Genomic DNA, 25105 nt, shown 5'->3' on the forward strand with positions numbered 1-25105 from the left:
CGTGCGACGGGCAGCTACGCCGTCTTCTGCTCCCCCGGTCCCCGGCCGCGCGCGTCGCGCGGGATCAGGGTCGGGTTGACGTTGGAGTGGACGACGTCGGCGGAGATGACGACCCTGGCGACGTCCTTGCGGGACGGCACCTCGTACATCACCGACATCAGGACCTCCTCCATGATGGCGCGCAGTCCGCGTGCGCCGGTCTGGCGGAGGATGGCCTGGTCGGCGATGGCCTCCAGCGCCCCGCGCTCGAAGTCCAGCTCCACGCCGTCGAGTTCGAACAGGCGCTGGTACTGCTTCACCAGGGCGTTGCGCGGCTCGACCAGGATCTTGAGCAGGGCCTCGCGGTCGAGGTTGTGGACGCTGGTGATCACCGGGAGGCGGCCGATGAACTCGGGGATCATGCCGAACTTGACCAGGTCCTCGGGCATGACGTCCTCGAACTGGTCCTTGGCCTCCAGCTCCCGCTTGGAGCGGATCGTCGCGCCGAAGCCGATGCCCTTGGCGCCCGCCCGGCCCTCGATGATCTTCTCCAGACCGGAGAAGGCGCCGCCCACGATGAACAGGACGTTCGTCGTGTCGATCTGGATGAACTCCTGGTGCGGGTGCTTGCGGCCGCCCTGCGGCGGAACCGAGGCCGTGGTCCCCTCGAGGATCTTCAGCAGGGCCTGCTGCACACCCTCGCCCGACACGTCGCGGGTGATCGACGGGTTTTCGCTCTTCCGGGCGACCTTGTCGATCTCGTCGATGTAGATGATCCCGGTCTCGGCCTTCTTGACGTCGTAGTCGGCCGCCTGGATCAGCTTCAGGAGGATGTTCTCGACGTCCTCGCCCACGTAGCCGGCCTCGGTCAGCGCCGTGGCGTCGGCGATGGCGAACGGGACGTTCAGCATGCGGGCCAGGGTCTGGGCCAGCAGGGTCTTGCCGGAGCCGGTGGGCCCGAGGAGCAGGATGTTGGACTTGGCCAGCTCGATGGCGTCCTCGCGGCCCTGGCCGCCGCCGTTCTCCCCGGCCTGGACCCGCTTGTAGTGGTTGTACACCGCGACGGAGAGCGCCTTCTTGGCCGGCTCCTGGCCGACGACGTAGCCGTCCAGGAACTCGTAGATCTCACGGGGCTTGGGCAGTTCCTCCCAGCGCACCTCGCTGGTCTCCGCGAGCTCTTCCTCGATGATCTCGTTGCAGAGATCGATGCACTCGTCGCAGATGTACACACCGGGCCCTGCGATGAGCTTCTTGACCTGCTTCTGGCTCTTGCCGCAGAACGAGCACTTGAGCAGATCGCCGCCGTCACCGATGCGTGCCACGGTGTGCTTCCCCTTCGCCTGGGAGACGCCTGGACGCGTTGGTCCAGCGGCTCCTGGTGCTGCCTTATGTCGACGGTACCTTGCCGGGCCCCCCGTCCGGGCCCCCCTTGGCGCGGTTCACTTCGACGTGACCGTGCCAAAGGGCGGCGGGCGGGTCCGGTGTCCGCGTCAGCGGACGGCGGCGTTGTTCATCTTCCGGGTGGAGACGATCTGGTCGATCAGCCCGTACGACAGGGCCTCCTCGGCCGTGAGGATCTTGTCGCGCTCGATGTCCTCACGGATCTTCTCGACCGGCGTGGTGGAGTGCTTGGCCAGCATCTCCTCCAGCTGCGAGCGCATCCGCAGGATCTCGTTGGCGGCGATCTCCAGGTCGGAGACCTGGCCGCGGCCGGTCTCGCTGTACGGCTGGTGGATCAGCACGCGCGCGTTCGGCAGCGCCATGCGCTTGCCCGGCGTGCCGGCGGCGAGCAGGACCGCGGCGGCGGAGGCCGCCTGTCCCATGCACACCGTCTGGATGTCGGGCTTGACGAACTGCATCGTGTCGTAGATGGCCGTCAGCGCCGTGAAGGAACCGCCGGGGCTGTTGATGTAGACCGAGATGTCCCGGTCGGGGTCCATCGACTCCAGGCACAGAAGCTGGGCCATGACGTCGTTGGCCGAGGCGTCGTCGATCTGGACGCCGAGGAAGATCACCCGCTCCTCGAAGAGCTTCGCGTACGGGTCGTACTCGCGGATGCCCTGGGAGGTGCGCTCGACGAAGCGCGGGATGACGTAGCGGGACTCGGCCACGGGGCCGGTGTACTCGGCGCGCGCACGGTCGTAGAGGCCGCTGCCGGGGAAGTCGTTCACGATGTCTCCTGGAAAGGGGCTGGGCGGTCGGCTGAGGGGCTGGCTGGGCTTCACGGGGCTCCGGGGCGGCCGGCGGGGCCCGCCCGGTCCGTCGGTGGCCGGGCGGCTCCGCGAGCGCGGCTCAGGGGGCCCTGGGGCCCGTGGGAGCGGCTCAGGCCCCGGTGCCACCGCCACCCGGCATGCCGGCGGCCGAGGTGATGACGTCGTCGATGAGGCCGTAGTCCTTGGCCTCGTACGCGTCGAACCAACGGTCGCGGTCCGAGTCGTGGGTGATCTGCTCGAACGACTGGCCGGTGTGCTGCGCGGTGAGCTCGGCCATCCGCCTCTTGGTGTGCAGCAGCCGCTCGGCGTGGATCTTGATGTCCGAGGCCGAGCCCGCGAGGCCGGCGGACGGCTGGTGGATCAGGATCTCGGCGTTCGGCAGGGCGAAGCGCTTGCCGGGGGTGCCCGCGCTGAGCAGGAACTGGCCCATCGAGGCGGCGAGGCCCATGGCGATCGTCACCACGTCGTTCTTGATGTACTGCATGGTGTCGTAGATCGCCATGCCGGCCGTGATCGAGCCGCCGGGGCTGTTGATGTACAGGTAGATGTCCTTGTCCGGGTCGGCGGCAAGGAGCAGCAGCTGTGCGGTGATCTTGTTGGCGATGTCGTCGTCGACCGGCTGACCGAGGAAGATGATCCGCTCGTTGAGCAGCCGGTTGTAGACCTGGTCGCCGAGGCCGCCACCGATGGAAGGCTCGCCGGCGGCGGAAGGCTTCAGATTCGTCACGTATCCACCTGCTCGTCTTACGACGGCGCCGGGCCGTCTTACGTGTTCTGCCGGGGCGTGGGGCCGTCCCGGGGTTTTCGGGGACTCCCCTGCCCTCGTATTCATGGACCCTAACGCGCAGGTCCCTTCGGGCAATCCCGCTGAGGGGAGTGTTCGCCGGGGGCGTAGCGCCGGGCCTTCGGCGGACGGTGGCCGGGTACGGCGACGGGCCCTGGGGAGCAGTGCCCCAGGGCCCATCGTACGTACGTCCCGGGCGACGCGCGGGAGGATCAGGCCTCGGCCTTCTCCTCGCCCTCGCCCTCGGCGGCGTCCGCGGTCGCGGCCTCGGTGGCCTCGTCCTCGTCCTCGTCGTCCAGGTCGACGATCTCGCCGTTGGTGTCCTTCACGGTCGCGGCCTCGACCACGACGGCCAGCGCCTTGCCGCGGGCGACTTCGCCGACCAGCAGCGGAACCTGGTTCTGCTGCACGACGGCCTGGGCGAACTGGTCGGGGGACATGCCGGAGGAGGCGGCGCGGCGCATGAGGTGCTCGGTGAGCTCCTCCTGGTCGACGCCCAGCTTCTCCTTGTTGACCAGCTCGTCGAGGACGAACTGGGTCTTGATGCCCTTGACCGCGGCCTCGCGGGTCTCGGTGTCGAACTCCTCGGCGGTCTTGCCCTGGATCTCCAGGTACTTGTCGAGGGTGAGGCCCATCTGCCCGAGCTGGTGGTGCTCCAGGTTGTGCTTGCGGGTGTTGATCTCGTCCTCGAGCAGCTTCTCGGGGACCGGGACCTCGACCAGCTCGAGCAGCTTGTCCAGGACGCGCTCCTGGGCCTGCGTGGCCTGGTCGTACTGCTTCATGTTCGCCAGGCGCTTGCGGCTGTCCGCCCGCAGCTCCTCGAGGGTGTCGAACTCGGAGGCGAGCTGCGCGAAGTCGTCGTCCAGCTCGGGCAGTTCGCGGGCGGCGACCTGGCTGACCTTGACGGTGACCTCGGCCTCCTTGCCGGCCGCCGAGCCGCCCTTGAGCTCGGAGGTGAAGGTGGCCTCGCCACCGGCCTCCAGGCCCTTCACGGCGTCGTCGATGCCGTCCAGCAGCTCACCGGAGCCGATGGTGTAGGAGACGCCGTTGGCGATGCCGTCCTCCAGGACCTCGCCCTCGACCTTGGCCTCCAGGTCGATGGTGACGACGTCGCCGTCCTCGGCGGCACGCTCGACCGGGGAGGTGGAGGCGAAGCGCTCGCGCAGCTGCTCGACCGCCTTCTCGACGTCCTCGTCGGTCACCTCGACGGCGTCGACCTCGACCTCGATGCCGGAGTAGTCCGGGATCTCGATGGTCGGGCGGACGTCCACCTCGGCGGTGAAGTTCAGCGTCTCGCCGTCCTTCAGCTCGGTGATGTCGACGTCGGGCTGGCCCAGCGGGTTCAGCTCCGCCTCGTTGACCGCGTCGGTGTAGAACTTCGGGAGGGCGTCGTTGACGGCCTCCTCCAGAACCGCACCGCGGCCGAACCGCTGGTCGATGACCCGGGCCGGGATCTTGCCCTTGCGGAAGCCCTTCACCGTGACCTGCTGGTTGATCTTCTTGTACGCCGCGTCGAGGCTGTCCTTGAGCTCCTCGAAGGGCACCTCGACAGTGAGCCGAACCCGAGTCGGGTTCAGGGTCTCCACGGCGCTCTTCACGGTTCGGTCTCCTTGTGGCTGACTTCTTGGTTTCTGCCGGAGCCAGACAGGTCCGGCGGATTTAGCCGCCCGGAGGAGTTCGTAGGTCCAGCAGGACCGGACACACGGGCGCGCAGCTTGCATAGTAACCGGAGCCGGTCAGCGCCCCAAAAGGCGATCACGCGAGAAGCGCCGACCGGCGGCCGGCTGGTGGTCGGGGTGGCGGGATTTGAACCCACGGCCTTCCGCTCCCAAAGCGGACGCGCTACCAAGCTGCGCCACACCCCGTCTGGTGCGACACGTAGGGTACATGCCCACAGCCAGTGCGACCGCCCCATTTTCCGAGCGTCACCGGCGCACGGCCCTCGCGCCCCCGCCCGACCCGGCACGCACGCGGGTCGCGCCCGGCCCGCCGCGCGGGTGACCCGCGAGCGGCACCCGCGTGGCGCGAACCCACCGCCGCGCCCGTCCGCCGTCCGCCGATGCCGTCCGCGCATGCCGTCCACCGCACTGCGATGCCGTACGTCGGACTCCGAGGCCGTCGCCGGAGCCGTACGACCGCCGCACCAGCGAACCGCACGGACGACGCGCCGAACGATCAGCGGACACCCGCCTTTGGACGCCCGTACGGGCTGCCGACGCCTGCCACCGGGTTCCCGCACGGCATACCGGTCACGCGTCGGCGGTCGCGGCGGCCACGGGGCGTCCGGAGCGAGCGCGGCACGCACGAGCGGCGCGGGCCCCCGCGGCCACCGCGGCGCGGGGCGCCGGCCTGGCTCGCCGCGTCACCGGGGCCGTGGGGCAGTGGGGGCTCCCGAGGGGCGGGCGCGGGCGGCACGGAGGTCACGGGGGCTCCCGAGCGGCTGGCGGCGGAGGGGTCCCAGGGACTTCCGCGAGGCGGGACGGGGCGACGCGGATGCCGGAGGGGGCGCCCGGGAGGTGGGCGAGGGTGCCGCGGAGCCGTGCGAGGCGGGTGCGCGCGAGCGATCCGCGCACCGGGTTCGGGGCGGCGTGTCCGAAGGGGGTGTGCGGCCACGGCGTACGACCCGCTACGATGCCTTGTGTGCCGCGGTCACCCGACCAGCGGCGCGCGTTGTGTGCGGGCGTAGCTCAATGGTAGAGCCCCAGTCTTCCAAACTGGCTACGCGGGTTCGATTCCCGTCGCCCGCTCCGAATCACTCGGGGCCAGGTCGGAGGTTGCTTCCTCCGCCTGGCCCCGAGTGTTTCCAGAAGCCGCGATCAGCCCGTCGCGCCCTCCGCGTGCCCCTGGAACGGAAAAGGCGACCATGCCCGTGCGCTGCACCGTCGCTAGCCTGTCTTCGTGAATCCCCGGGACGAAGCCACGGGTCCGAACGCGGGTGAGCGGGTCGAGTATGTGGTGACCGGGCTGCGTGGGGCCATCGCCCACTACGAACCGGTTGGGGATCCCTCCCGATCGTTCAAGGCTCACGCGGCCGGCCTGGCGGGCCGGCCGGGGATCGGGGGACGGACCTGATCGGCTGCCGTTACAGGTGCCGGGTCGAGCCCGCGGTGCACGGCGTGATCAGAAGTGACTTCCGCTTGGTCGCACCAGGCTGATCTTGCTGAACCCCGACGTTCCAGGGAGAAGTCGGGCGCCTGACGTGCCCGACGGGGCGGCTGCTGACGGGGAACGGCAGGGAACACCACGCAACGCGTAGGTCGGCGTCCTGCCGACTCGGGCCACATCCACGTACGCGATCTTCCGAACCGGCTGCGCGGGTTCGATCCCCGTCGCCCGCCCCGTACGGCTCAGGGCCGGGCGGAGGGCGCTTCCTCCGCCCGGCCCCGGTCGTTCGCCGTCGAGGGCCGGCGCATGGCCGCACGGCCGGGGTCGGGGGTGCTCCGGTGTGCCCGGTGCGGGCCGGGGCCCGGCCCGTCAGAAGTGGATCGAGTTGATCGTCTCCGCTATCGAGTTCAGGAAGCGGTTGAGCGACGGGGCCATGCCGGTGGAGGCGAGGAAGAAACCGAAGAGCACGGCGACCACGGCCGGTCCGGCCTTGATGGACCCTCCTCGGAGCAACACCACCAGGATGATCGCCAACAGCAGCACCACTGACAGTGAAATGGCCACAACTGATCACACCCTCGGTCGGTCCGCTCTCCCGGCCCGGGAACCAGCCCCGCGACCCCGCTGGAACCATCGTGCCACCAACACGGCCCACCTATGCGGTCGCTGACGCATCATCGACCAGGCAGGTGGGCACGGACATCACCCTCCCCAGGGTCCGGATCCCGCTCCAGGCCTGTGCCGCAGGGGAATTCGAGGCTCGTCCGGCTCGAACTCGTCAGCCGATTCGGCGATTTCGTTTCCAGGTCCACACACCATGTTCGCAGATTTTCCGAATCGCCTCGGCGGACGGGGTGTCACGGGACAACTCGTCGTGACGTGTCCGGACATCGAGGGCGCGGATGATGTGCGCGCGCGGTACCGGCGATGTGTCGACCGTCACCCGACGGTCACATATCGATCGTCAAATTCGGGGTAGCCACCGCGGATGAGCGGAACCGTCGTCCGGAGTTCCGCGCGATTCCGCCGACAACGCTAGGGTGCCTCGAATGTTCCACGCTGCCTCGTCCCCCGGCCAGAACAGGACACCGCTTCCCCCGGCGCAGTCACCGTCCCCCGAAGTGCCCGGTCCGCGCAGATCTCCGGAGAGCTCCGGACGCCCCGGCAAACAACGCGACGCGTTCTTCGACAATGCCAAGTACCTGGCGATCGTGCTGGTGGCCCTGGGGCATTCCTGGTCGGCGATCAAGGACGGAAACCGGACGCTCGAAGCGGCGTACGACGTCGTGTACACCTTCCACATGCCGGCATTCATCATCGTCTCCGGCTTCTTCTCCCGGAATTTCGACAGCCGCCCCGACCGGCTGAAGCGGCTGATCACCGGTGTCGCCGTCCCGTACGTCATCTTCGAGACGGCCTATTCGCTCTTCCGCATCCACGTCGGCCACTCCGACGACCACGACATCAGTCTTCTCTCCCCCTGGTACCTGACCTGGTTCCTGTGCGCCCTGTTCGTCTGGCGTCTGACCGCGCCCTTGTGGAAGCTGGTGCGCCGGCCGCTGCCCGTCGCCCTCGGCGTCGCCATGCTCGCGTCCGTCACCCCCGGGATGGGCGACCAGCTGGAACTCCAGCGCGTCCTGCAGTTCCTGCCCTGCTTCGTGCTGGGCCTGTGCCTGGAGCCGGCCCACTTCCGGCTGGTGCGGCGCCGCTCGGTGCGGATCGCGGCGGTGCCGGTGTTCGCGGGGGCGCTGGCCCTCGCCTGGTGGGCCGTGCCGCGTGCGGACTCCGCGTGGGTCTACCGGCAGAGCGCCGCGCAGGACCTGGGCGCTCCCTGGTGGGCCGGGCCGGTCATGGTGCTGGTGATGTTCGCCGGCGCGCTGCTGCTGAGCGCCTGCTTCTTCGCCTGGGTGCCGGGCCGGCGGACCTGGTTCACGGGGCTCGGCACGGGCACCCTCTGCGGTTATCTGCTGCACGGCTTCGTGGTGAAGGGCGCCGTGTACGCGGGCTGGTTCGACGCGGCCTGGCTGCACCGCCCGCTCGGCGCGCTCCTCGTCACCGTCCTCGCGGCGGCCGGCGTCACCCTGCTGTGCACCGGGCCGGTGCGGCGCGCCTTCCGGTTCGCCATGGAGCCGAGGATGGAGTGGGCCTTCAGCCGGGACGCCGTCCCGGCGGCCGGTGAACGCGGCAAGCCCGCGCCGGGCCGCGGCGCGGTGCACGAGACGGCGCGGGCGGCGGCTCCGGTCGGCTGAGAGCCGCCCGCCGAACCGCCCGGTCCCGTCCGCCGTCCGGCCCGAGTACGGCTCATGTCCGTCCGGGGCCGGACGGCCCCGCTCGGTGGGCAGCACACCGGCCGGGTCGGGCGGCCCTCACTTCAGCGGGCCCCGAGCCGGCCGGGTCGGGCGGCGTCGGCTTCGGCGGGCCGCACGCCGGCCGGGTCGGACTTCAGCGGGCCCGAGCCGGTCAGGGTGCGGCGGGCGGGCCGGCGGGACCGGTCGGGCCGGCTCAGTGGGGCGTGTGCCGGGTCGTGGCCGGGCCGGTTGGGGGGCTCAGCGGACGGCGGCGGTCGGGCCCTCGCGGCAGATCAGCAGCAGCGCGCGGTCGTCGTTGACGTCCTTGGCCACGGCCTCGATCAGGTGCCAGGCGGCGCCGTGGAAGCCTCCGGCGACATAGCGGTCGGCCTCGCCGGTGAGCCGGTCGATGCCTTCGGCGATGTCCCGGTCGGAGGTCTCCACCAGGCCGTCGGTGAACAGCATCAGGACGTCGCCCGGGCGCAGGGAGCCCTTGACGGGGTCGAACTGCGCGCCGTCGTACACCCCGAGGAGCGGGCCCTCGGCCGCCTTCTCCTCCCACCGGCCGGTGCCCGCGCTGAGCTGGAGGCCGGGCGGATGCCCGGCGGAGTACAACTCGTAGTCGCCGGAGTCCAGGTCGAGGACCAGGTGGATGGAGGTGGCGAAGCCCTCCTCCCAGTCCTGGCGCAGCAGATAGCCGTTGGCGGCCGGCAGGAAGGCGTGCGGGGGCAGGCTGCCCAGCAGTCCGCCGAACGCGCCGGACAGCAGCAGCGCCCGGGAGCCGGCGTCCATCCCCTTGCCGGACACGTCGGTGAGGACGACCTCCAGGGTGCGGTCCCCGTTGGTGCGGGCCGCGACCACGAAGTCGCCGGAGAAGGACTGGCCGCCGGCCGGACGCAGCGCCATCTCGCGGTGCCAGCCGCCGGGCAGCTGCGGCAGCTTGCTCTGCACCCGGATGCGTTCGCGCAGGTCGAACAGCATGGTGCCGCCGCGCCGCCAGGGCACGCCGACCCGGCTGCGGAACTGGGCGATCAGCAGCCCGAAGAAACCGCACGCCGCGACCACCAGCACCACGCCGGGAGTCACCCGCGAGGGGCCCTCGGTGTACGGGCCGAGGCGCACCGACTCCACGATCAGGGCCGTGGCCGCCGCCGCGTACAGACCGAGCAGGCTCGCCGGGCGCAGCAGCAGGCCGCCGGCGACGATGGGCAGTACGAGCGCGACCGGCGAGAACCACACGGAGTCGACGAGAGTCAGGGCCGCGATCAGCGGGATGGTCAGCAGCAGACCACCGAGCGCGATCCAGTCCGAGCCGTCGCCGCGGAAGTAGTCGACGGCGGCTCTGCGCACGCCGACTCGGGCCCGGTGCCACTGCTTCCTCAACCGGGCCGTGAACGTCTCGGCTTCCGCGCGCCGCTCTCGTCCTGCTGCCATTAGTTCGGGACCCTATCCATCGGACCCGCCGCTTGGCACGGGAGGTCCGACTTATCCCCCGTCCGGGCCGGACTTCGCAGGGGACTCCGACGGTCCCGGCCGCCCCGGGCCGGGGGGAAATTCGTTCGCCCGCCCTCTGCCGCCCTGGTAGGCATGGCGGATGGCGACTGATCTTTCGACCGGTACGCGGGTGCTGCGGCGGGACGAGTGGGACACCTGGTTCGACTGTCTGGTCCGTGCCTTCGGCGGCACGGTCGCACCGGAGGAGCGGGAGCTGGACCGCTCCCTGACCGAGTTCGACCGTTCGCTGGGGGCCTGGGACGGGGACGAGTGCGTGGGGACGGCGGGGGCCTTCGGCTTCCGGATGACCGTGCCCGGCGGCGCCCTGGTGCCCGCGGCGGGCGTGACGATGGTCAGCGTGGCCGCCACGCACCGGCGGCGCGGGGTGCTGACGTCGATGATGCGGCGGCAGTTGGACGACGTGCGCTCCTGGGGCGAGCCGCTGGCGCTGCTGACCGCCTCCGAGCCCGCGATCTACGGCCGGTTCGGGTACGGCGCGGCGACCTTCCAGCTCTCCGCCGAGATCGACACGGGCCGGGCGGGGCTGTCGGTCCCGGCCGGCGCCGACGACGTGGGGCTGCGGTACGCGGCGCCCGGCGAGGTGCTGACGGCCTGCGAGGCGGTGTACGCGCGGCTGGTGCCCGAGCGGCCGGGGATGCTGGCCCGGCAGCCGGGCTGGGAGCGTCAGGGGCTGGTCGACCCGGAGGGCGAACGGGACGGCGCGTCGGCGCTGCAGTGCGTGGTCGCCGAGCGGGACGGCGAGGTCGTCGGGTACGCGCGGTTCCGGACCAGGCTCGGCTGGGGCGAGGGCGGGCACGACGGCACGGTGGTGCTGGAGGATCTGGCCGCGCTCGATCCCGCGGCGCAGGCGGCGCTGTGGCGGTTCCTGTTCGGCATCGACCTGATGACGACGCTGACCGTGCGGAACCGGCCGGTCGACGACGCCTGGCAGTACCTGGTGTCGGACATCCGGCGGTGCCGGCCCCGGCTGCGGGACGGCATGTACGTGCGGCTGGTCGACGTCGGGGCGGCGCTGGCCGCGCGGACGTACCAGGGGCCGGTGGACGTGGCCCTGGAGGTGGAGGACGCGTTCTGTCCGTGGAACGCCGGGCGGTGGCGGCTGACCGGGGACGCGAAGGGGGCGTCCTGCGAGCGGACGCGGGACCCGGCCGATCTGGCGCTGTCCGTGCGGGAGCTGGCGGCCGCGTACCTCGGCGGTGTGCCGTTGACGGCGCTGGCGGCGGCCGGGCGGGTGCGGGAGCTACGGCCCGGGGCGCTGGCGGAGGCGTCGGTGGGATTCGGGTCGGCGGTGGCGCCCTGGCTGCCGCACGGCTTCTAGCGCCGCGGCAGGCGACTTCCGCCCGGTGGGGAGCGGCGCCCGGTGCGTGCTTCGGGGGGCCTGCTCGAAGAGCTCAGGGGGAGGCGTGCCGGGCGTCGCGACGGGGTGGACGTCGCCTGCCTCGGCGCTCGTCGCGGCCCTGGTGACCGGGTCGCCGGCATGGGTGCCGGGCGGCTTGCGTGCCGCCGACCGGGCCGCCCGGCCGGGTCGGCCCGGTCGGCGCGCGGCGTCAGGTCCGCTGGCAGGCGGGGCACCAGAAGAGGTTGCGGGCGGCCAGGCCGGCGGTCCGGATCCCGGTGCCGCAGACGTGGCAGGGCATGGCCGTCCGGCGGTAGACGTAGACCTCGCCGCCGTGGTCGTCGACGCGGGGCGGGCGGCCCATCGCCTCGGGGGTGTGCTCGGGGCGGACGGTGTCGATGCGGCCCGCCAGGACGCCGTCGCGCATGAGCGCCACGAGGTCGGTCCAGACGGCGTCCCACTCGGCCGGGGTGACGTCCTTGCCGGGGCGGTACGGGTCGATGCCGTGCCGGAAGAGGACCTCGGCCCGGTAGACGTTGCCGACGCCCGCGATGACCTTCTGGTCCATCAGGAGTGCGGCGATCGTCGTGCGGCTGCGGCGTACGCGGGCGTAGGCGGCGGCCGGGTCGGCGTCGGGACGCAGGGGGTCGGGGCCGAGGCGGTCGTGCACGGCCTGCTTCTCGGCGTCGGTGATCAGGGCGCAGGTGGTGGGGCCCCGGAGGTCGACGTACGAGGTGGCGTTGGCGAGGCGGAGGCGGACGGTGTCCGTGGGCGGGGGCGCGGGGGCGTCGCCGAAGGTGACCTTGCCGAAGAGGCCCAGGTGGATGTGGACCCAGTCGTCGGCACGGAAGCGGAGGAAGAGGTGCTTGCCGTGGGCCTCGGTGCGGGTGAGCTCCGCTCCGGTGAGGAGGTCGGCGGCGTCGGAGAACTTGCCCTGGGGGCTGGTCACCCGGGTGGCCGTGCCGGTGAAGCGGGCGGCGTAGTCGTGCGCCAGCCGGTGGATGGTGTGCCCTTCCGGCACGGTGCGGTGTCCTTTCCTGCGGCCCGGGGCCCCGGCGGGGGCCGGCCCTCCGGTGTCGCCGCCGGACCGGCGCCCCCGCGGACCGCGGGTCCGGCGGGGGCGCTGGGACGGGGGCGTCCTACTGCTGCGGGTGGTGCGCCGGAATGGGCGGGAGGTCGCCCGTCGTCTCGTAGGCGGACAGCATGTCGATGCGGCGGATGTGGCGCTCGTCACCGGAGAAGGGGGTGTTGAGGAAGGTCTCGACGAACTTCGTCGCCTCCTCCGTCGTGTGCATGCGCGCCCCCACCGCGACGACGTTCGCGTTGTTGTGCTGGCGGCCGAGGGAGGCGGTCTCCTCGCTCCAGGCGAGGGCCGCCCGGACGCCCTTGACCTTGTTCGCCGCGATCTGCTCGCCGTTGCCGGAGCCGCCGATCACGACGCCGAGGGAGTCCGGGTCGCCGGCCGCGCGCTCCGCGGCGCGCAGGCAGAAGGGCGGGTAGTCGTCCTGGGCGTCGTAGATGTGGGGCCCGCAGTCGACGGGCTCGTGTCCCGCCGTCTTGAGCCACTCGACGAGGTGGTTCTTGAGTTCGAAGCCCGCATGGTCGGAGCCGAGATACACGCGCATGCTCCGAGTGTGTCACGGCGGATCGGGGGCAGACGCGGCGGGTGGTGACTTAGCACACTCCCTCAATGAATGTGAGGCAAGCTACAGACCGCAAGGGAACCTCAAGTAACAATCGCATTTCAGAGGTTCACGAATTCCTTTGCCTCGGATTCACTGGACCGACTCGTACACCGCTCGTGCGGGAACTCGCTCACCCGGCGTAAAGGAAAACCGTCCATGACCTCGCAGTCGACCCTGCCGAAGGCTGGAAGCGGCCACACAAGCCCCGACGGACACGGTTCAGGGCTCAAGGCCGGTCTCAAGAACCGCCATTTGACGATGATCGCCATTGGCGGCGTCATCGGCGCCGGCCTTTTCGTCGGCTCCAGTGCCGGTATAGCCACCGCCGGCCCCGGCATCCTGCTGTCCTACGCCCTCGTCGGCACGCTCGTCGTCCTCGTGATGCGCATGCTCGGCGAGATGTCCGCCGCCAACCCGACCTCCGGCTCCTTCTCCGCGCACGCCGACCGCGCGCTCGGCAGCTGGGCCGGGTTCTCCATCGGCTGGCTCTACTGGTTCTTCTGGGTCGTCGTGCTGGCCGTGGAGTCCACCGCCGGCGCCGCGATCCTCTCCGACTGGGTGCCTGCCGTCCCGCAGTGGGGCTGGGCCCTCATCGTCATGCTGGTGCTGACCGCCACCAACCTGGTCTCGGTCGGCTCCTACGGCGAGTTCGAGTTCTGGTTCGCCGGGATCAAGGTCGTCGCGATCGCCGCGTTCATCGTCGTCGGCCTGCTGGCGGTCTTCGGCGTGCTGCCCGGCGTCCACGCCGACCAGGCGTCCTTCGGCAACCTCACCGGCCACGGCGGATTCCTGCCGCACGGTCCCGGGTCCATCCTCACCGGTGTGCTGCTCGTCGTCTTCTCCTTCATGGGCAGCGAGATCGCCACCCTCGCCGCGGGCGAGTCCGAGGACCCGCAGCGCGCGGTCACCAAGGCGACCAACAGCATCATCTGGCGCATCGGAGTCTTCTACCTGGGCTCGATCCTCATCGTCGTCTCCCTGATCCCCTGGGACGACAAGTCGATCACCGACAAGGGCTCCTACGTCGCGGCCCTCGACTCCCTCGGCATCGCGCACACCGGTCAGATCATGAACTTCATCGTGCTGACCTCGGTGCTGTCCTGCCTCAACTCCGGCCTCTACACCGCCTCCCGGATGGCCTTCTCGCTCGGCGACCGCGGTGACGCGCCCAAGGCGTTCGCCCGGACCACCGGCCGCGGAGTGCCGCTGACCGCGATCCTCGTCTCCGTGGCCTTCGGGTTCGTGGCGGTGTTCTTCAACTACAAGTTCCCGGACACCGTCTTCCTCTTCCTCGTCAACTCCTCCGGCGCGGTCGCCCTGTTCGTGTGGCTGGTGATCTGCTTCTCGCAGCTGCGCATGCGCCGGATCATCCAGCGCGAGGCGCCGGAGAAGCTGGTCGTGAAGATGTGGCTGTACCCGTACCTGACCTGGGCGGCGGCCGCGCTGATCGTCTTCGTCCTCGGCTACATGCTGACCGACACCGAGGGCGAGAGCAGCGGGCGCACCACGGTGCTGCTGTCGCTGCTGGTGGCGGCGGTCGTCCTGGTGATCGCCTTCGTCAAGCAGCGGATCGGCGGCCACCGCGCGGCGGCCGGTGAGCCCGCCGGGGCCGAGGAGGTCACCGCCGGCTGATGCCCGCCGGTCCGCCGGACCCGCCGAAACGCGGGGGAGGGAGCCCTTGAAGGGCTCCCTCCCCCGCGTCGTGCCGCGCGGCGGCGCGGTGCTCAGCGCTTGCCTGCCAGCTTCCAGGCGGTCGGCAGCGCGCCCATCGCCAGGACGGCCTTCAGGGCGTCGCCGATCAGGAACGGGGTGAGGCCGGCCGCGACGGCGGCGGACATGGACATCCCGGTGGACAGGGCCAGGTAGGGCACGCCGACAGCGTAGATGACCGCCTCGCCCAGGACCATGGTGGCCGCCGTGCGCCAGGCGCCGCGGTCGGCGCCGCGGCGGGCGAGCGCGCCCACGACGGTGGCGGCCAGCAGCATGCCGAGGACGTAGCCGAAGGAGGGGGCGCCCGCGCCGGAGCCGCCGTCCGCGAACCACGGCACCCCCGCGACGCCCGCGACCGCGTACAGCGCGAGGGCGATCAGGCCGCGGCCGGCGCCGAGCGAGGTGCCGACGAGCAGCGCGGCGAAGGTCTGTCCGGTCACCGGCACCGGGGAGCCCGGCACGGGGACGGCGATCTGGGCGGCGAGCCCGGTGAGCGCGGCGCCGCCGAGCACGAGAGCGGCGTCCCGCACACGGGAGGCGGGCAGCAGGTCGGCGAGGACCTGACCGGTCCGGGCGGCGGGGGCGGCGGTGCTCATGGGGACTCCGCGGGGTGAGGGCAGTGGGGAACACCGTGACGCTATCCCAGCGCGCTCGGGCCGATCACCGTCCGCGCCCGACAAAGGCCCCGACGGCGACTTGGTGGGCTCCTGACAAAGGAAGCGGGTTACACACGGCACGGCGTGATGCCGGTCACTGAGGTGGGGTGGTTTCGCCGACCCGTCGGTCCGGTCGACCTCTGTAGGGTCCTGCCAATCGACCGGCGGCCGCCCTTCACCGGTGTCGTCCCGCCCGCGTGTTCACCGTCCTACCCGCGTGTCGCCGCCCGCATGTTCGACGCCCCGGCGGCCCGGCCGTGGTCTTCCGCCGCCCGGCCCTCGGCGGCCTCCCTGTCCATCACCGCCCCCGCTGTCCATCACCGCCCCCGCTGTCCGTCACCGCACCGACTGCCCGTCACCGCCCCGCCCCGGCCCCCGTCCGCCACCGTCTCGCCCGTCGGTCGCCGTCTGGGCAGCGGTGGGCCCATTTGCTAGCTTCGAACGCATGGTTGCCCAGGCCCGGTACTTCTCGTCGCGTCGCTATGTCGACCTGCGACGCCAGGGCGCGGCCACCTGTCGCCGCTCGGGATGAGGGCGGGCTCCGGCGCGTCCTCCACGCACGAGCAGGCGCAGTGCCGGACCCGTTCCTCCTGGGAGAGCCCATGCCCCGTACCGCGGCACCGATCCCGACGTCCCCCGTCCCCCGGGTCGCCGACCCCGATCGCCGCCGGACCAGCGCCAGCGTCGTGCTGCGCTCGGTGCTGGCGCACGGGCCGGTGGCGCGCAGCACCATCGCCCGGCTGACCGGGCTGTCCCCGGCCTCCGTGACGGACCACTGCGCCCGGCTCGCCCGGCTCGGGCTGATCCGCGAAGCCGCCCCGCCCCGCCGGGCGAAGGGGGTGGGGCGGCCGCACGTGCCCGTCGACCTGGACGACTCGCGGTTCCTGGTCGGCGGGGTGCACGTGGCGGTGCCGTACACCACGGTCGCGTTGCTCGATCTGCGCGGCCGGGTGGTGGCCGAACGGCGGCTCGAGCACGCCGGCACCGAGCCGGCGCGGGTGCTCGCCCGCGCCGCCGAGGGGCTCGACGCGCTGCTGGCCCGGACGCCGGGCGGCACGCCCCTCGGTGTCGGCTTCGCCGCCGGCGGCTGGGTGGACCGGGACCGCGGGACCGTCGTCGAACATCCGCTGCTGGGCTGGCGGGACGTGCCGGTGCGCGAGGTGATCGGCGCCCGCACCGGGCTGCCGGTGCACGTCGACGGGCACGCGCGGGCGCTGGTCAACGCGGAGCGGCTGTTCGGGCGGGCGCGGGGCAGCCGCAGCGTGCTGCACCTGTTCGTCGGCAACGTGGTCGACGCGGCCTTCGCCACGAACGACGAGGTCCACCACGGGCCGCGCTCCCAGGCCGGCTCGATCGCCCATCTGCCGGTGCCCGGCGGCACGGAGCCCTGCGAGTGCGGGCGGCTGGGCTGTCTCCAGGCCGAGTTGAGCGAGCGGACGCTGTGCAGGCGGGCCCGCGCGGCCGGAGTGATCGACGGGGTGAACCCGATGCACGTGGTCGCCGCTGCGGCGGCCGGTGACCCGGTGGCCGTACGGCTGCTGGTGGGACGGTCGCGTATGACCGGGCGGGCGGCGGGGCTGCTGCTGGACGTGCTCAACCCGGAGACGGTGGTCGTCACCGAGGTCGGCGTCATGCACCGGGAGGACTGTCTGACGGCGTTGCGGGACGCGGCCGGCGCCCACCGGGTGGCCGACGTGGTGCCGAGCGGCTTCCAGGATTCCGTACTGGCGGTGGCCGGCGGCTCGGTGGCGCTGGACGTGCTCTACCGGGACCCGCTGACCCTGCCGTCCCCCGGCCGCGCCCTGCCGTGACGGCGTCCTGCCGCGACCGCCGCCCCAAGCCCCGACCGCCCCGCGCCCCGAGGACGTCGGGCCCTGACGACCACATCGCACGCCCCGAGGACGCCGCGCCCCGACCGCCCCACGCCCCGAGGACGCCGCGCCCCGACCGCCCCGCGCCCCGAGGACGCCGCGTCTTGTCGGCGCCGTGTCACGGCCGCCCCGTCCCGCGGCGGCGGTGTCACGTGAAGTTAATTAATTCGGAAACTCCGAATGTTGACAGGGGTTGCGCGGGACCGGGAGCATTCATCGCATGAACCCGCTCACGAGCTGTCGCACTCTTTGTTGCTGACCCGTTGAAGCGTCCCGGAGCGCCTTTCCCTCCGGTTCTCCCCCGTGTGCTCGCGCACCGGTCTCCTCCAGCGTGAATTCCCCTGCCACTTCACGGACTTCGCCGTCCGTATTCGGCCGCCCGGAATTCCGCACGCGTCCCTCCGCCAGTGAACCCCGGAGTTCTCCCATGCCTTCCGCACCCGTGTCCGGCCTGGACCGGCGTCTGTTCCTCTCCTCGATGCTGGGCGTCGCCGCCGCGACGGCCGGACTGAGCGGCTGCGCCGGTTCGGGCGCCGCCGCCACGTCCTCCGCCGACCTGTCCGCACCGCTCGCGGCGAAGGTGCCACCGGGTACCAGCCTGAGGATCGCCTCGTACCAGAACGCCCAGCAACTCCAGTTCCGGCTGGGGAAACTGCCCGAGCTGCCGTTCACCGTGTCGCACTGGCTGAACATCGGCGCCGGCCCGGACGTCATCAACGCCTTCCGCGCCCATTCCCTGGACGTCGCCACCAACGCGGGGATACCGCCGATCCAGGCCCACTACCAGGGGTACGACGCGAGGATCGTCGCGATCGGCCTCACCCGCAGACCCAACTACCTGTTCGCCACCAGGCCGGGCAGCGGCATCCGCACCGTGCGGGACTTCAAGGGCGGCCGGCTCGCCTTCTCTCAGGGGCAGGCGCAGGGCGTCGTCCTGCTGCGCGCGCTGAAGGAGGCCGGGCTGGGGTACGACGACGTGAAGCTGGTCCCGCTGACCAGCAACCAGTTCCTCACCGCCCTGCAGTCCGGCCAGGTGGACGTGGCCCCGCTCGCCAACAGCCAGGCGCCGGCGTATCTGAGGCAGTACGGGGCGAAGGGCGCGCACACCATCCCCACCGACGTCGTCGACCTGCTCAACCTGCTGTGGGCGCCGGCGTCCGTGCTCGCCGACCGGGCGAAGGCCGCGGCCGTCGCCGCGTACATCCCGCAGTGGGCCAGGGGCCAGGTGTGGCAGTGGGAGCACCCGGACGTCTGGAACCGGGAGTTCTACGTCAAGACGCAGAACCTGACCCTGGCCCAGGCCGAGGCCGTGACCGGGCTCGCCAACAAGCCGCTGTTCCCGCCGAGCTGGGACGAGGCGATCCGGTGGGAGCAGGAGACCGCCGACCTGCTCGCCGAGGGTGGATTCGTCAAGAAGTTCGAGGTCGGCTCCCTCTTCGACCGCCGCTTCGAGTCCATCGCGGCGAAGGCCGTGCCCGCCGAGTACCGGAGGTGAACCCCATGACGGCCTCGACCACCCCGGCCACCCCGACGACCCCCGCGCCCCCTGCGGCCACCGCCGCGTCCGCGCAGGCCCCGTCCGCCGCTTCCCCCGCGGCCACCGCCGCCGCGTCCCCCGCCGGCGTCGCCGCGTCCCCCGCCGCCGGCGCGGCGCGCCGCACCCGCCGGTCCCGCCGCGGCCTCTCCCCCGGCAGGCGCCTGCCCGCCGCCCGGCTGGCCGGCCCCCTGCTCGTCCTCGCCCTGTGGGCCGGCGCCTCCGCCGCCGGGCAGCTCGACCCCGGCGCGATCCCGGCGCCCTGGACCGTGCTGCGCACCGCCTGGCGCCTGTGGACCGACGGCACGCTGCCCACCGACGTGGCGACCTCGCTGCGGCGGGCCGCGTACGGTTTCGCCATCGGCCTGAGCGGCGGGGTGCTGCTGGCGCTCGCCTCGGGGCTCAGCCGGACGGGCGAGGCGCTGATCGACGGGACCGTGAACCTCAACCGGGCGATCCCCACCCTCGGTCTGATCCCGCTGTTCATCCTCTGGCTGGGCATCGGCGAGACCTTCAAGGTCGCCATCATCGCGATCGTCGTCTACGTCCCGATCTACCTGAACACCCACGCCGCGCTGTCCGGCATCGACACCCGGTTCGTGGAGCTGGCCGAGGTCCAGGGGCTGTCGCGGTGGGAGTTCGTCCGCCGGATCGTCGTCCCCGGCGCGCTGCCCGGCTTCTTCGTCGGCCTCCGGCTGGGCGTGACCGGGTCCTGGCTGGGCCTGGTGGTGCTGGAGCAGATCAACGCCACCAGCGGCCTGGGCTACCTGATGTTCCAGGCGCAGAACTACGGCCAGACGGACGTGATCCTCGTCGGCCTGCTGGTCTACGGGGTCTTCGGCCTGGTCTCCGACACCGTGGTCCGTCTCGTCGAACGGAGGGTGCTGTCATGGCGCCGCACACTGAGCAGCTGACCCGGCCGGCCGTACGGCTGCGCGGCCTGACCCGGTCGTTCGAGGGCCGCACCGTCCTCGACGGCATCGACCTCGACCTCCCGGCCGGCGAGTTCACCGCCCTGCTCGGGCACAGCGGGTCCGGCAAGAGCACCCTGCTGCGGGCCATCGCGGGACTGGACCACCGGGTCGACGGCGGCGGTGAACTCGACGCACCGGAGCGGGTCTCCGTGGTCTTCCAGGACTCCCGGCTGCTGCCCTGGCGCCGGGTGCTGGACAACGTCCTGCTCGGCACGTCCGGCAAGGACGCCGCCGAACGCGGCCGGGCCGCCCTCGCCGAGGTGGGACTGGGCGGCCGGGAACGGGCCTGGCCCAGCGAGCTGTCCGGCGGCGAGGCGCAGCGCGCCGCGCTCGCCCGCTCCCTGGTGCGCGAGCCCGAGCTGCTGCTGGCCGACGAGCCGTTCGGCGCGCTGGACGCGCTCACCCGGCTGCGCATGCACGGCCTGCTGCGCGAGCTGTGGAAGCGGCACCGGCCGTCGGTGCTGCTCGTCACGCACGACGTGGACGAGGCGATCGTGCTCGCCGACCGGGTCCTCGTCCTCGAACACGGCCGTATCGGCCTCGACCTGACCATCGACCGCCCGCACCCGCGCTCCTACCGCGACCCGCTGCTCGGCGAATACCGGGAGCGGCTGCTCGCCGCGCTGGGCGTCACGGAGGACCCCGCATGACCGACCGCCAGTTGCACCTCAACGCGTTCCTGATGAACACCGGCCACCACGAGGCGTCGTGGCGGCTGCCGGAGAGCGACCCGCACGCCCACGTCGACCTGGCCCACTACGTCCGGCTCGCCCGGATCGCCGAGCGGGGCGCCTTCGACTCGCTGTTCCTGGCCGACGGCCCGCTGCTGTGGAACACCGTCGCCCAGCGTCCGGCCGGCGCCCTGGAGCCGCTGACGCTGCTCACCGCCCTGGCGACCGCGACCGAGCACATCGGCCTGATCGCGACCGCCTCCACCTCCTACAACTCCCCCTACAACCTGGCCCGCAAGTTCGCCTCGCTGGACATCATCAGCGGCGGCCGGGCCGGCTGGAACATCGTCACCACCGCCGGCGCGGAGGCCGCCCGCAACTTCGGGCTGGCCGCCGAGCCCGCGCACGCCGAGCGGTACGCGCGGGCCGCCGAGTTCGTGGAGGTCGCCCGGAAGCTGTGGGACAGCTGGGAGGACGACACCGTCGTCGCCGACAAGGCGGCCGGTGTGTGGGGCGACGACGCCAAGATCCATCCGGCGCGGCACGAGGGGACGTACTTCAGCGTGGCGGGCGCGCTCAACGTGCCGCGCACGCCCCAGGGCCACCCGCTGCTGGTGCAGGCCGGCTCCTCGGCGGACGGGAAGGCGTTCGCGGCCCGGTACGCGGAGGCGGTGTTCACCGCGCAGCAGACGCTCGCCGACGCCCAGTTCTTCTACGCGGACCTGAAGTCCCGTACCGAGCGGGCGGGCAGGAATCCCGAGCACGTCAAGGTGCTGCCCGGGATCGTCCCGGTCATCGGCTCGACCGAGGCCGAGGCGCGCGAGCGGGAGCGGGTCCTGGAGGACCACATCGTGCCCGAGCACGGGCGGGCCCGGCTGGAGAGCCTGCTGCGCCTGGCGCCCGGCACCCTCGATCTGGAGCGCGAGCTGCCCGCCGACCTGCCGCCCGAGTCGGCCATCGAGGGCGCCAAGAGCCGCTACACGCTCGTCGTGGAGCTGGCCCGGCGCGAACGGCTCACCGTGCGGCGGCTGATCGGCCGGCTCGGCGGCGGGCGCGGGCACCTCACCTTCGCCGGGACGCCCGAGCAGGTCGCGGACGCCGTCGAGACGTGGTTCACGCAGGGCGCGGCCGACGGTTTCAACATCATGCCCGCGGTGCTGCCCTCCGGTCTGGAGGCCTTCGTCGAGCACGTCGTCCCGATCCTGCGCGCCCGCGGCCTGCTCCGCACCGGTTACGGCCCCCGGCAGACCCTGCGGCAGCGCTACGGCCTGCCCCGCCCCGCCAACCAGTACGTCACCCCGGCGCTCGCCACCGTCTGAAACCCACGGAGGGAACCCCGCATGTCCATCGAGATCCGCAAGGTCACCGCGAACATCGGCGCCCAGGTGTCCGGCGTCGACCCGTCCCGGCCGCTGTCCGCCGAGACGGTCGCCGCCGTCCGGGAGGCCCTGAACGTCCACAAGGCGCTCGTCTTCGACGACGTGCGCCTCGACGACGCCGGCCAGGAGGCCTTCGCCCGCCACTTCGGCGACCTCACCACCGCCCACCCGACCGTGCCGGCCGTCGAGGGCGCCCCGAACGTGCTGCCCGTGGACAGCGAGCGGGGCCGGGCCAACCACTGGCACACCGACGTCACCTTCGTGCTGAACCCGCCGCAGGCCAGCACCCTGCGCAGCATCACGGTCCCGCCGTACGGCGGGGAGACCCTGATCGCCGACGCCGCCGCCGCCTACCGCGACCTGCCCGAGCCGCTGCGGCGCCTGGCCGACACGCTGTGGGCGGAGCACACCAACGACTACGACTACGCGGTGCCGGACGAGTCGATCGACGAGGAGCGGGCGGCCCAGCGCGCCCAGTTCACCTCGATCAAGTACCGCACCGCCCACCCGGTCGTCCGCGTCCACCCGCTGACCGGCGAGCGCGGGCTGTTCATCGGCGGGTTCGCGCAGCGCGTCGTGGGCCTGTCGGCGCCGGAGTCCCGCAAGATCCTGGACCTGCTGCAGGCGTACGTCACCCGCCCGGAGAACGTGCTGCGCTGGCGGTGGTCGGAGAACCAGCTCGTCCTGTTCGACAACCGCATCACCCAGCACTACGCCATCGACAACTACGACGGCCGGCCCCGCCGCCTGAACCGGGTGACCGTCGCCGGTGACGTCCCGGTCGGCGTGGAGGGCAAGGAGAGCTACTCCATCGAGGGGGACGCCTCGCACTACACCACGGTCGCCACGGCGCTCGCCGCGTAGCCGCCGGCTCACCCTGCGCACCGGGCGCGTCCGGATAATGGGCAGCCTGTCCCCCTGAGCGGACAGGCTGCCCACACTGTGGGCACTTTCCCCCCACCCCCCACCGGACGAGCGCGCCCATGCCAAGCAGCACCAGCACCAGCTCCAGCAGCACCGGCTCCGCCGACGCGGCGCCGCCGGGGACGGACGGCGTCCCCCTCTCCCACGGCCTCAAGCAGCGGCACCTGTCGATGATCGCCCTGGGCGGGGTGATCGGCGCCGGGCTCTTCGTCGGGTCCGGCGCGGGCATCGCCGCCGCCGGCCCCTCGATCGTCGTCGCCTACGCCCTGTCCGGCGTCCTCGTGATGCTGGTGATGCGGATGCTGGGCGAGATGTCGGCCGCGTACCCGTCCTCGGGGTCGTTCTCCGCGCACGCCGAGCGGGCGTTCGGCCCGTGGGCCGGTTTCACGGCGGGCTGGTCGTTCTGGGTGCTGCTGTGCACGGCGGTCGGCATGGAGGGCATCGGCGCGGCGGACATCGTCACCGGCTGGCTGCCGGGCACGCCCCAGTGGGCGTGGGTGGCGCTGTTCATGGTGGTGTTCTGCGGCGCGAACCTGGCCGCGGTGAAGAACTTCGGCGAGTTCGAGTTCTGGTTCGCGGCCCTGAAGGTCGGCGCGATCACGCTGTTCCTGGTGCTGGGCGTGCTGGCGGTCGCCGGGGTCCTGCCCGGCACCGACTCCCCCGGCGCCTCGAACCTCACCGACTTCCTCCCGCACGGCGGGCAGGGCCTGATCGTCGGCCTGCTCGCCTCGGTCTTCGCCTACGGCGGCCTGGAGACGGTCACCATCGCGGCGGCGGAGTCGGAGGACCCGGTGCGGGGCGTCGCGAGCGCGGTGCGCACCGCGATGTGGCGCATCGCGCTGTTCTACGTCGGCTCGATGGCGATCGTGGTGACCCTGATCCCCTGGAACTCCCCGGAGGTCGTGGCGAAGGGCCCGTACGTGGCCGCCCTGGACCACCTCGGCATCCCGGCCGCCGCGCAGCTGATGAAGGTGGTGGTGCTGGTCGCGCTGCTGAGCGCGATGAACGCCAACATCTACGGCTCCTCGCGGATCGCCTACTCGCTGGTCGAGCGCGGTCAGGGGCCGCGGGCGCTGGCGAAGGTCTCCGGCGGCGTGCCCCGGGTCGCCGTCCTGGTGTCGAGCCTCTTCGGGTTCGGCTGCGTGCTGCTCAGCTACTGGCGGCCCGACGACGTCTTCCCGTGGCTGCTGAACATGATCGGCGCGGTGATCCTGGTCGTCTGGGTCTTCATCGCCGTCTCGCAGCTGCGGCTGCGGCGCAGGCTGGAGCGGGAGGCGCCGGGCAAGCTGGTGGTCCGGATGTGGGCGTTCCCGTGGCTCACCTGGGTCGCCCTGGCCGGCATGGCGGCGGTCTTCGTGCTGATGGCCCGGGAGCCCGGCACACGGGTCCAGCTGTACTCGACGGGCGGGATGACGCTGTTCCTGGCGGCGGCCGGCTACGCCTGGCAGCGGACGCGGGCCGCGCGCTGACGTACGGCGCCCGGCTCCCCCAGGGCGCCCGCGGCCCGTGGGGGCCTTCCTCGCGCCCGGCGCGGCCGGGCGCGGCGGCGGGGTCCCGCGCGGACGTCCCGCCGCTCGCGCCCCGACGGCGCGTCCCGGGGCGTCCTGGCCCGTGATCGTCCTCCCGCCCTTCACGCGGGCGGGCGAACGGGAACGGGCCCGCGCGAGGACGTGCCTCGCGGGGGCCCGTCGGCGGACCGGGTTCCGGGCGGCGGCGACCCGGCGGGTCCTGTCAGGCCGCCGCCGCGGCGGGGCTCACAGGTTGCTGAAGTCCGGGCCCGCCGTGCGGGTGCGCTTGATCTCGTAGAAGCCGGGGACCGAGGCGACCGCGACCGTGCCGTCCCACAGGCGGGCCGCCTGCTCGCCCTTGGGGGCGGGGGTGACGACCGGGCCGAAGAAGGCGATCTGCTCGCCGTCGGGGCCGGGGAGCGCGATGACCGGGGTGCCGACGTCCTGGCCGACCTTCTCGATGCCCTCCTTGTGGGAGGCGCGCAGTTCGGCGTCGAACTCGAAGTCCTCCTGGTCGGCGTAGTCGATGAGGTCGGCGGGCAGCCCCACCTCGTCGAGCGCGGCGACAACAGCCTCCCGGGTGGGGCCCTCGCCCTGGTTGTGGAAGCGGGTGCCGAGCGCGGTGTAGAGCGGGCCGAGGACGTCCGCGCCGTGCTTCTGCCAGGCCGCGGTCACCACCCGGATAGGCCCCCACGCCTTGGTGGTGAGCATCTCCCGGTACTCCTCGGGCAGCTCGTCCAGCTTGGGCTCGTTGAGCACCGCCAGGCTCATCACGTGCCAGTGGACCTCGATGTCCCGCACCTTCTCCACCTCCAGCACCCACCGGGAGGTCATCCAGGCCCACGGGCACAGCGGGTCGAACCAGAAGTCGACGGGGGTCCTGCCGGCGGCGGGGACGGCGGAGGCGTTCTCGGACATGGCTCTCCTCGGTGTCGGGTCGTCGAACATCCAACGCCGACCGTCCCCCGCGGCA

At 72.4% G+C, this 25105-nt stretch carries 20 protein-coding genes and 2 tRNA genes; 11 read left to right on the top strand and 11 right to left on the bottom strand.

The features are described from left to right. Nucleotides 1-14: 14 nt before the first annotated feature. From clpX to ACF061_RS03710, 5 genes are all read right to left on the bottom strand, one after another. The gene (gene clpX, locus ACF061_RS03690) at nucleotides 15-1301 is read right to left on the bottom strand and encodes an ATP-dependent Clp protease ATP-binding subunit ClpX (RefSeq protein ID WP_392265138.1); all 1287 of its coding nucleotides are present in this window, start codon (nucleotides 1299-1301) and stop codon (nucleotides 15-17) included. A gap of 168 nt (nucleotides 1302-1469) precedes the next feature. Next, nucleotides 1470-2150: an ATP-dependent Clp protease proteolytic subunit gene (locus ACF061_RS03695; RefSeq protein WP_392265139.1), complete on the bottom strand. Its 681-nt coding sequence runs from the start codon at nucleotides 2148-2150 to the stop codon at nucleotides 1470-1472. A gap of 151 nt (nucleotides 2151-2301) precedes the next feature. Then, the gene (locus ACF061_RS03700) at nucleotides 2302-2919 is read right to left on the bottom strand and encodes an ATP-dependent Clp protease proteolytic subunit (protein ID WP_392265140.1); all 618 of its coding nucleotides are present in this window, start codon (nucleotides 2917-2919) and stop codon (nucleotides 2302-2304) included. A gap of 269 nt (nucleotides 2920-3188) precedes the next feature. Next, on the bottom strand, nucleotides 3189-4574 hold the full coding sequence (gene tig / locus ACF061_RS03705; protein ID WP_392265141.1) for a trigger factor: 1386 nt from the start codon (nucleotides 4572-4574) through the stop codon (nucleotides 3189-3191). Between the two features lie 190 nt (nucleotides 4575-4764). Beyond that, nucleotides 4765-4841: transfer RNA gene (locus ACF061_RS03710), tRNA-Pro, on the bottom strand. Between the two features lie 811 nt (nucleotides 4842-5652). On the opposite strand from ACF061_RS03710, the gene ACF061_RS03715 reads away from it, so the two are divergent. Beyond that, nucleotides 5653-5723, top strand: a tRNA-Gly gene (locus ACF061_RS03715). A gap of 727 nt (nucleotides 5724-6450) precedes the next feature. Here the strand turns inward: ACF061_RS03715 and ACF061_RS03720 are convergent. Beyond that, on the bottom strand, nucleotides 6451-6645 hold the full coding sequence (locus ACF061_RS03720) for a hypothetical protein (protein ID WP_392265142.1): 195 nt from the start codon (nucleotides 6643-6645) through the stop codon (nucleotides 6451-6453). Between the two features lie 485 nt (nucleotides 6646-7130). Here ACF061_RS03720 and ACF061_RS03725 point away from each other — a divergent pair, with 485 nt between their 5' ends. Next, nucleotides 7131-8330: an acyltransferase family protein gene (locus ACF061_RS03725; RefSeq protein ID WP_392265143.1), complete on the top strand. Its 1200-nt coding sequence runs from the start codon at nucleotides 7131-7133 to the stop codon at nucleotides 8328-8330. A 297-nt stretch (nucleotides 8331-8627) separates the two neighbouring features. Here ACF061_RS03725 and ACF061_RS03730 read toward each other — a convergent pair whose 3' ends face one another. Beyond that, nucleotides 8628-9803 (bottom strand): PP2C family protein-serine/threonine phosphatase, encoded by a 1176-nt coding sequence (locus tag ACF061_RS03730; RefSeq protein ID WP_392265144.1) that lies wholly within the window; start codon nucleotides 9801-9803, stop codon nucleotides 8628-8630. Between the two features lie 160 nt (nucleotides 9804-9963). Between ACF061_RS03730 and ACF061_RS03735 the strand changes: the two genes are divergently transcribed. Further along, nucleotides 9964-11202, top strand: coding sequence for a GNAT family N-acetyltransferase (locus ACF061_RS03735; RefSeq protein WP_392265145.1), 1239 nt, complete (start codon nucleotides 9964-9966; stop codon nucleotides 11200-11202). 229 nt (nucleotides 11203-11431) lie between these two features. Here the strand turns inward: ACF061_RS03735 and ACF061_RS03740 are convergent, their stop codons facing one another. Together ACF061_RS03740 and ACF061_RS03745 are read right to left on the bottom strand one after the other, a co-directional pair. Next, nucleotides 11432-12241: an Fpg/Nei family DNA glycosylase gene (locus tag ACF061_RS03740; RefSeq protein WP_392265146.1), complete on the bottom strand. Its 810-nt coding sequence runs from the start codon at nucleotides 12239-12241 to the stop codon at nucleotides 11432-11434. Between the two features lie 118 nt (nucleotides 12242-12359). Further along, nucleotides 12360-12845 (bottom strand): ribose-5-phosphate isomerase, encoded by a 486-nt coding sequence (locus tag ACF061_RS03745; protein WP_392265147.1) that lies wholly within the window; start codon nucleotides 12843-12845, stop codon nucleotides 12360-12362. Nucleotides 12846-13061: 216 nt separating this feature from the next. Here ACF061_RS03745 and ACF061_RS03750 point away from each other — a divergent pair, with 216 nt between their 5' ends. Then, nucleotides 13062-14537 carry an amino acid permease gene (locus tag ACF061_RS03750; protein ID WP_392265148.1) on the top strand — a complete coding sequence of 492 codons (1476 nt, stop codon included), beginning with the start codon at nucleotides 13062-13064 and terminating at the stop codon, nucleotides 14535-14537. Nucleotides 14538-14629: 92 nt separating this feature from the next. Here the strand turns inward: ACF061_RS03750 and ACF061_RS03755 are convergent, their stop codons facing one another. Further along, nucleotides 14630-15211 carry a biotin transporter BioY gene (locus ACF061_RS03755; protein WP_392265149.1) on the bottom strand — a complete coding sequence of 194 codons (582 nt, stop codon included), beginning with the start codon at nucleotides 15209-15211 and terminating at the stop codon, nucleotides 14630-14632. A 662-nt stretch (nucleotides 15212-15873) separates the two neighbouring features. Here ACF061_RS03755 and ACF061_RS03760 point away from each other — a divergent pair. From ACF061_RS03760 to ACF061_RS03790, 7 genes are all read left to right on the top strand, one after another. Then, entirely contained in the window at nucleotides 15874-17082 is a 1209-nt protein-coding gene (locus tag ACF061_RS03760) for an ROK family protein (protein ID WP_392265150.1), read from the top strand. Nucleotides 17083-17569: 487 nt separating this feature from the next. Next, nucleotides 17570-18637 carry an ABC transporter substrate-binding protein gene (locus ACF061_RS03765; RefSeq protein ID WP_392265151.1) on the top strand — a complete coding sequence of 356 codons (1068 nt, stop codon included), beginning with the start codon at nucleotides 17570-17572 and terminating at the stop codon, nucleotides 18635-18637. A gap of 5 nt (nucleotides 18638-18642) precedes the next feature. After that, a complete protein-coding gene (locus ACF061_RS03770; RefSeq protein ID WP_392265152.1) occupies nucleotides 18643-19590 on the top strand; it encodes an ABC transporter permease in 948 nt (315 codons plus the stop codon). After that, entirely contained in the window at nucleotides 19566-20300 is a 735-nt protein-coding gene (locus ACF061_RS03775; RefSeq protein ID WP_392265153.1) for an ABC transporter ATP-binding protein, read from the top strand. The genes ACF061_RS03770 and ACF061_RS03775 overlap by 25 nt, the downstream gene beginning before the upstream one ends. After that, the gene (locus ACF061_RS03780) at nucleotides 20297-21640 is read left to right on the top strand and encodes an LLM class flavin-dependent oxidoreductase (RefSeq protein ID WP_392265154.1); all 1344 of its coding nucleotides are present in this window, start codon (nucleotides 20297-20299) and stop codon (nucleotides 21638-21640) included. The genes ACF061_RS03775 and ACF061_RS03780 overlap by 4 nt, the downstream gene beginning before the upstream one ends. A 21-nt stretch (nucleotides 21641-21661) precedes the next feature. Then, the gene (locus ACF061_RS03785) at nucleotides 21662-22564 is read left to right on the top strand and encodes a TauD/TfdA dioxygenase family protein (RefSeq protein ID WP_392265155.1); all 903 of its coding nucleotides are present in this window, start codon (nucleotides 21662-21664) and stop codon (nucleotides 22562-22564) included. Between the two features lie 119 nt (nucleotides 22565-22683). Continuing rightward, nucleotides 22684-24093 carry an amino acid permease gene (locus ACF061_RS03790; protein ID WP_392265156.1) on the top strand — a complete coding sequence of 470 codons (1410 nt, stop codon included), beginning with the start codon at nucleotides 22684-22686 and terminating at the stop codon, nucleotides 24091-24093. Between the two features lie 285 nt (nucleotides 24094-24378). On the opposite strand, the gene ACF061_RS03795 is transcribed toward ACF061_RS03790, so the two are convergent. After that, nucleotides 24379-25050, bottom strand: coding sequence for a DsbA family protein (locus tag ACF061_RS03795; protein ID WP_392265157.1), 672 nt, complete (start codon nucleotides 25048-25050; stop codon nucleotides 24379-24381). Nucleotides 25051-25105 lie beyond the last annotated feature (55 nt).

Origin of the sequence: Streptomyces sp. NPDC015220, from assembly GCF_043079345.1 — a bacterium.
In the GTDB taxonomy this organism is placed as follows: Bacteria; Actinomycetota; Actinomycetes; order Streptomycetales; family Streptomycetaceae; genus Streptomyces.

What these genes read in the sequence shown, in the direction of transcription:
- ACF061_RS03725 (WP_392265143.1), top strand. Translation starts at nt 7,131, where the DNA reads ATGTTCCACGCTGCCTCGTCCCCCGGCCAGAACAGGACACCGCTTCCC.
- ACF061_RS03730 (WP_392265144.1), bottom strand. Translation starts at nt 9,803, where the DNA reads ATGGCAGCAGGACGAGAGCGGCGCGCGGAAGCCGAGACGTTCACGGCC.
- ACF061_RS03735 (WP_392265145.1), top strand. Translation starts at nt 9,964, where the DNA reads ATGGCGACTGATCTTTCGACCGGTACGCGGGTGCTGCGGCGGGACGAG.
- ACF061_RS03745 (WP_392265147.1), bottom strand. Translation starts at nt 12,845, where the DNA reads ATGCGCGTGTATCTCGGCTCCGACCATGCGGGCTTCGAACTCAAGAAC.
- ACF061_RS03750 (WP_392265148.1), top strand. Translation starts at nt 13,062, where the DNA reads ATGACCTCGCAGTCGACCCTGCCGAAGGCTGGAAGCGGCCACACAAGC.
- ACF061_RS03755 (WP_392265149.1), bottom strand. Translation starts at nt 15,211, where the DNA reads ATGAGCACCGCCGCCCCCGCCGCCCGGACCGGTCAGGTCCTCGCCGAC.
- ACF061_RS03760 (WP_392265150.1), top strand. Translation starts at nt 15,874, where the DNA reads ATGCCCCGTACCGCGGCACCGATCCCGACGTCCCCCGTCCCCCGGGTC.
- ACF061_RS03765 (WP_392265151.1), top strand. Translation starts at nt 17,570, where the DNA reads ATGCCTTCCGCACCCGTGTCCGGCCTGGACCGGCGTCTGTTCCTCTCC.
- ACF061_RS03770 (WP_392265152.1), top strand. Translation starts at nt 18,643, where the DNA reads ATGACGGCCTCGACCACCCCGGCCACCCCGACGACCCCCGCGCCCCCT.
- ACF061_RS03775 (WP_392265153.1), top strand. Translation starts at nt 19,566, where the DNA reads ATGGCGCCGCACACTGAGCAGCTGACCCGGCCGGCCGTACGGCTGCGC.
- ACF061_RS03780 (WP_392265154.1), top strand. Translation starts at nt 20,297, where the DNA reads ATGACCGACCGCCAGTTGCACCTCAACGCGTTCCTGATGAACACCGGC.
- ACF061_RS03785 (WP_392265155.1), top strand. Translation starts at nt 21,662, where the DNA reads ATGTCCATCGAGATCCGCAAGGTCACCGCGAACATCGGCGCCCAGGTG.
- ACF061_RS03790 (WP_392265156.1), top strand. Translation starts at nt 22,684, where the DNA reads ATGCCAAGCAGCACCAGCACCAGCTCCAGCAGCACCGGCTCCGCCGAC.
- ACF061_RS03795 (WP_392265157.1), bottom strand. Translation starts at nt 25,050, where the DNA reads ATGTCCGAGAACGCCTCCGCCGTCCCCGCCGCCGGCAGGACCCCCGTC.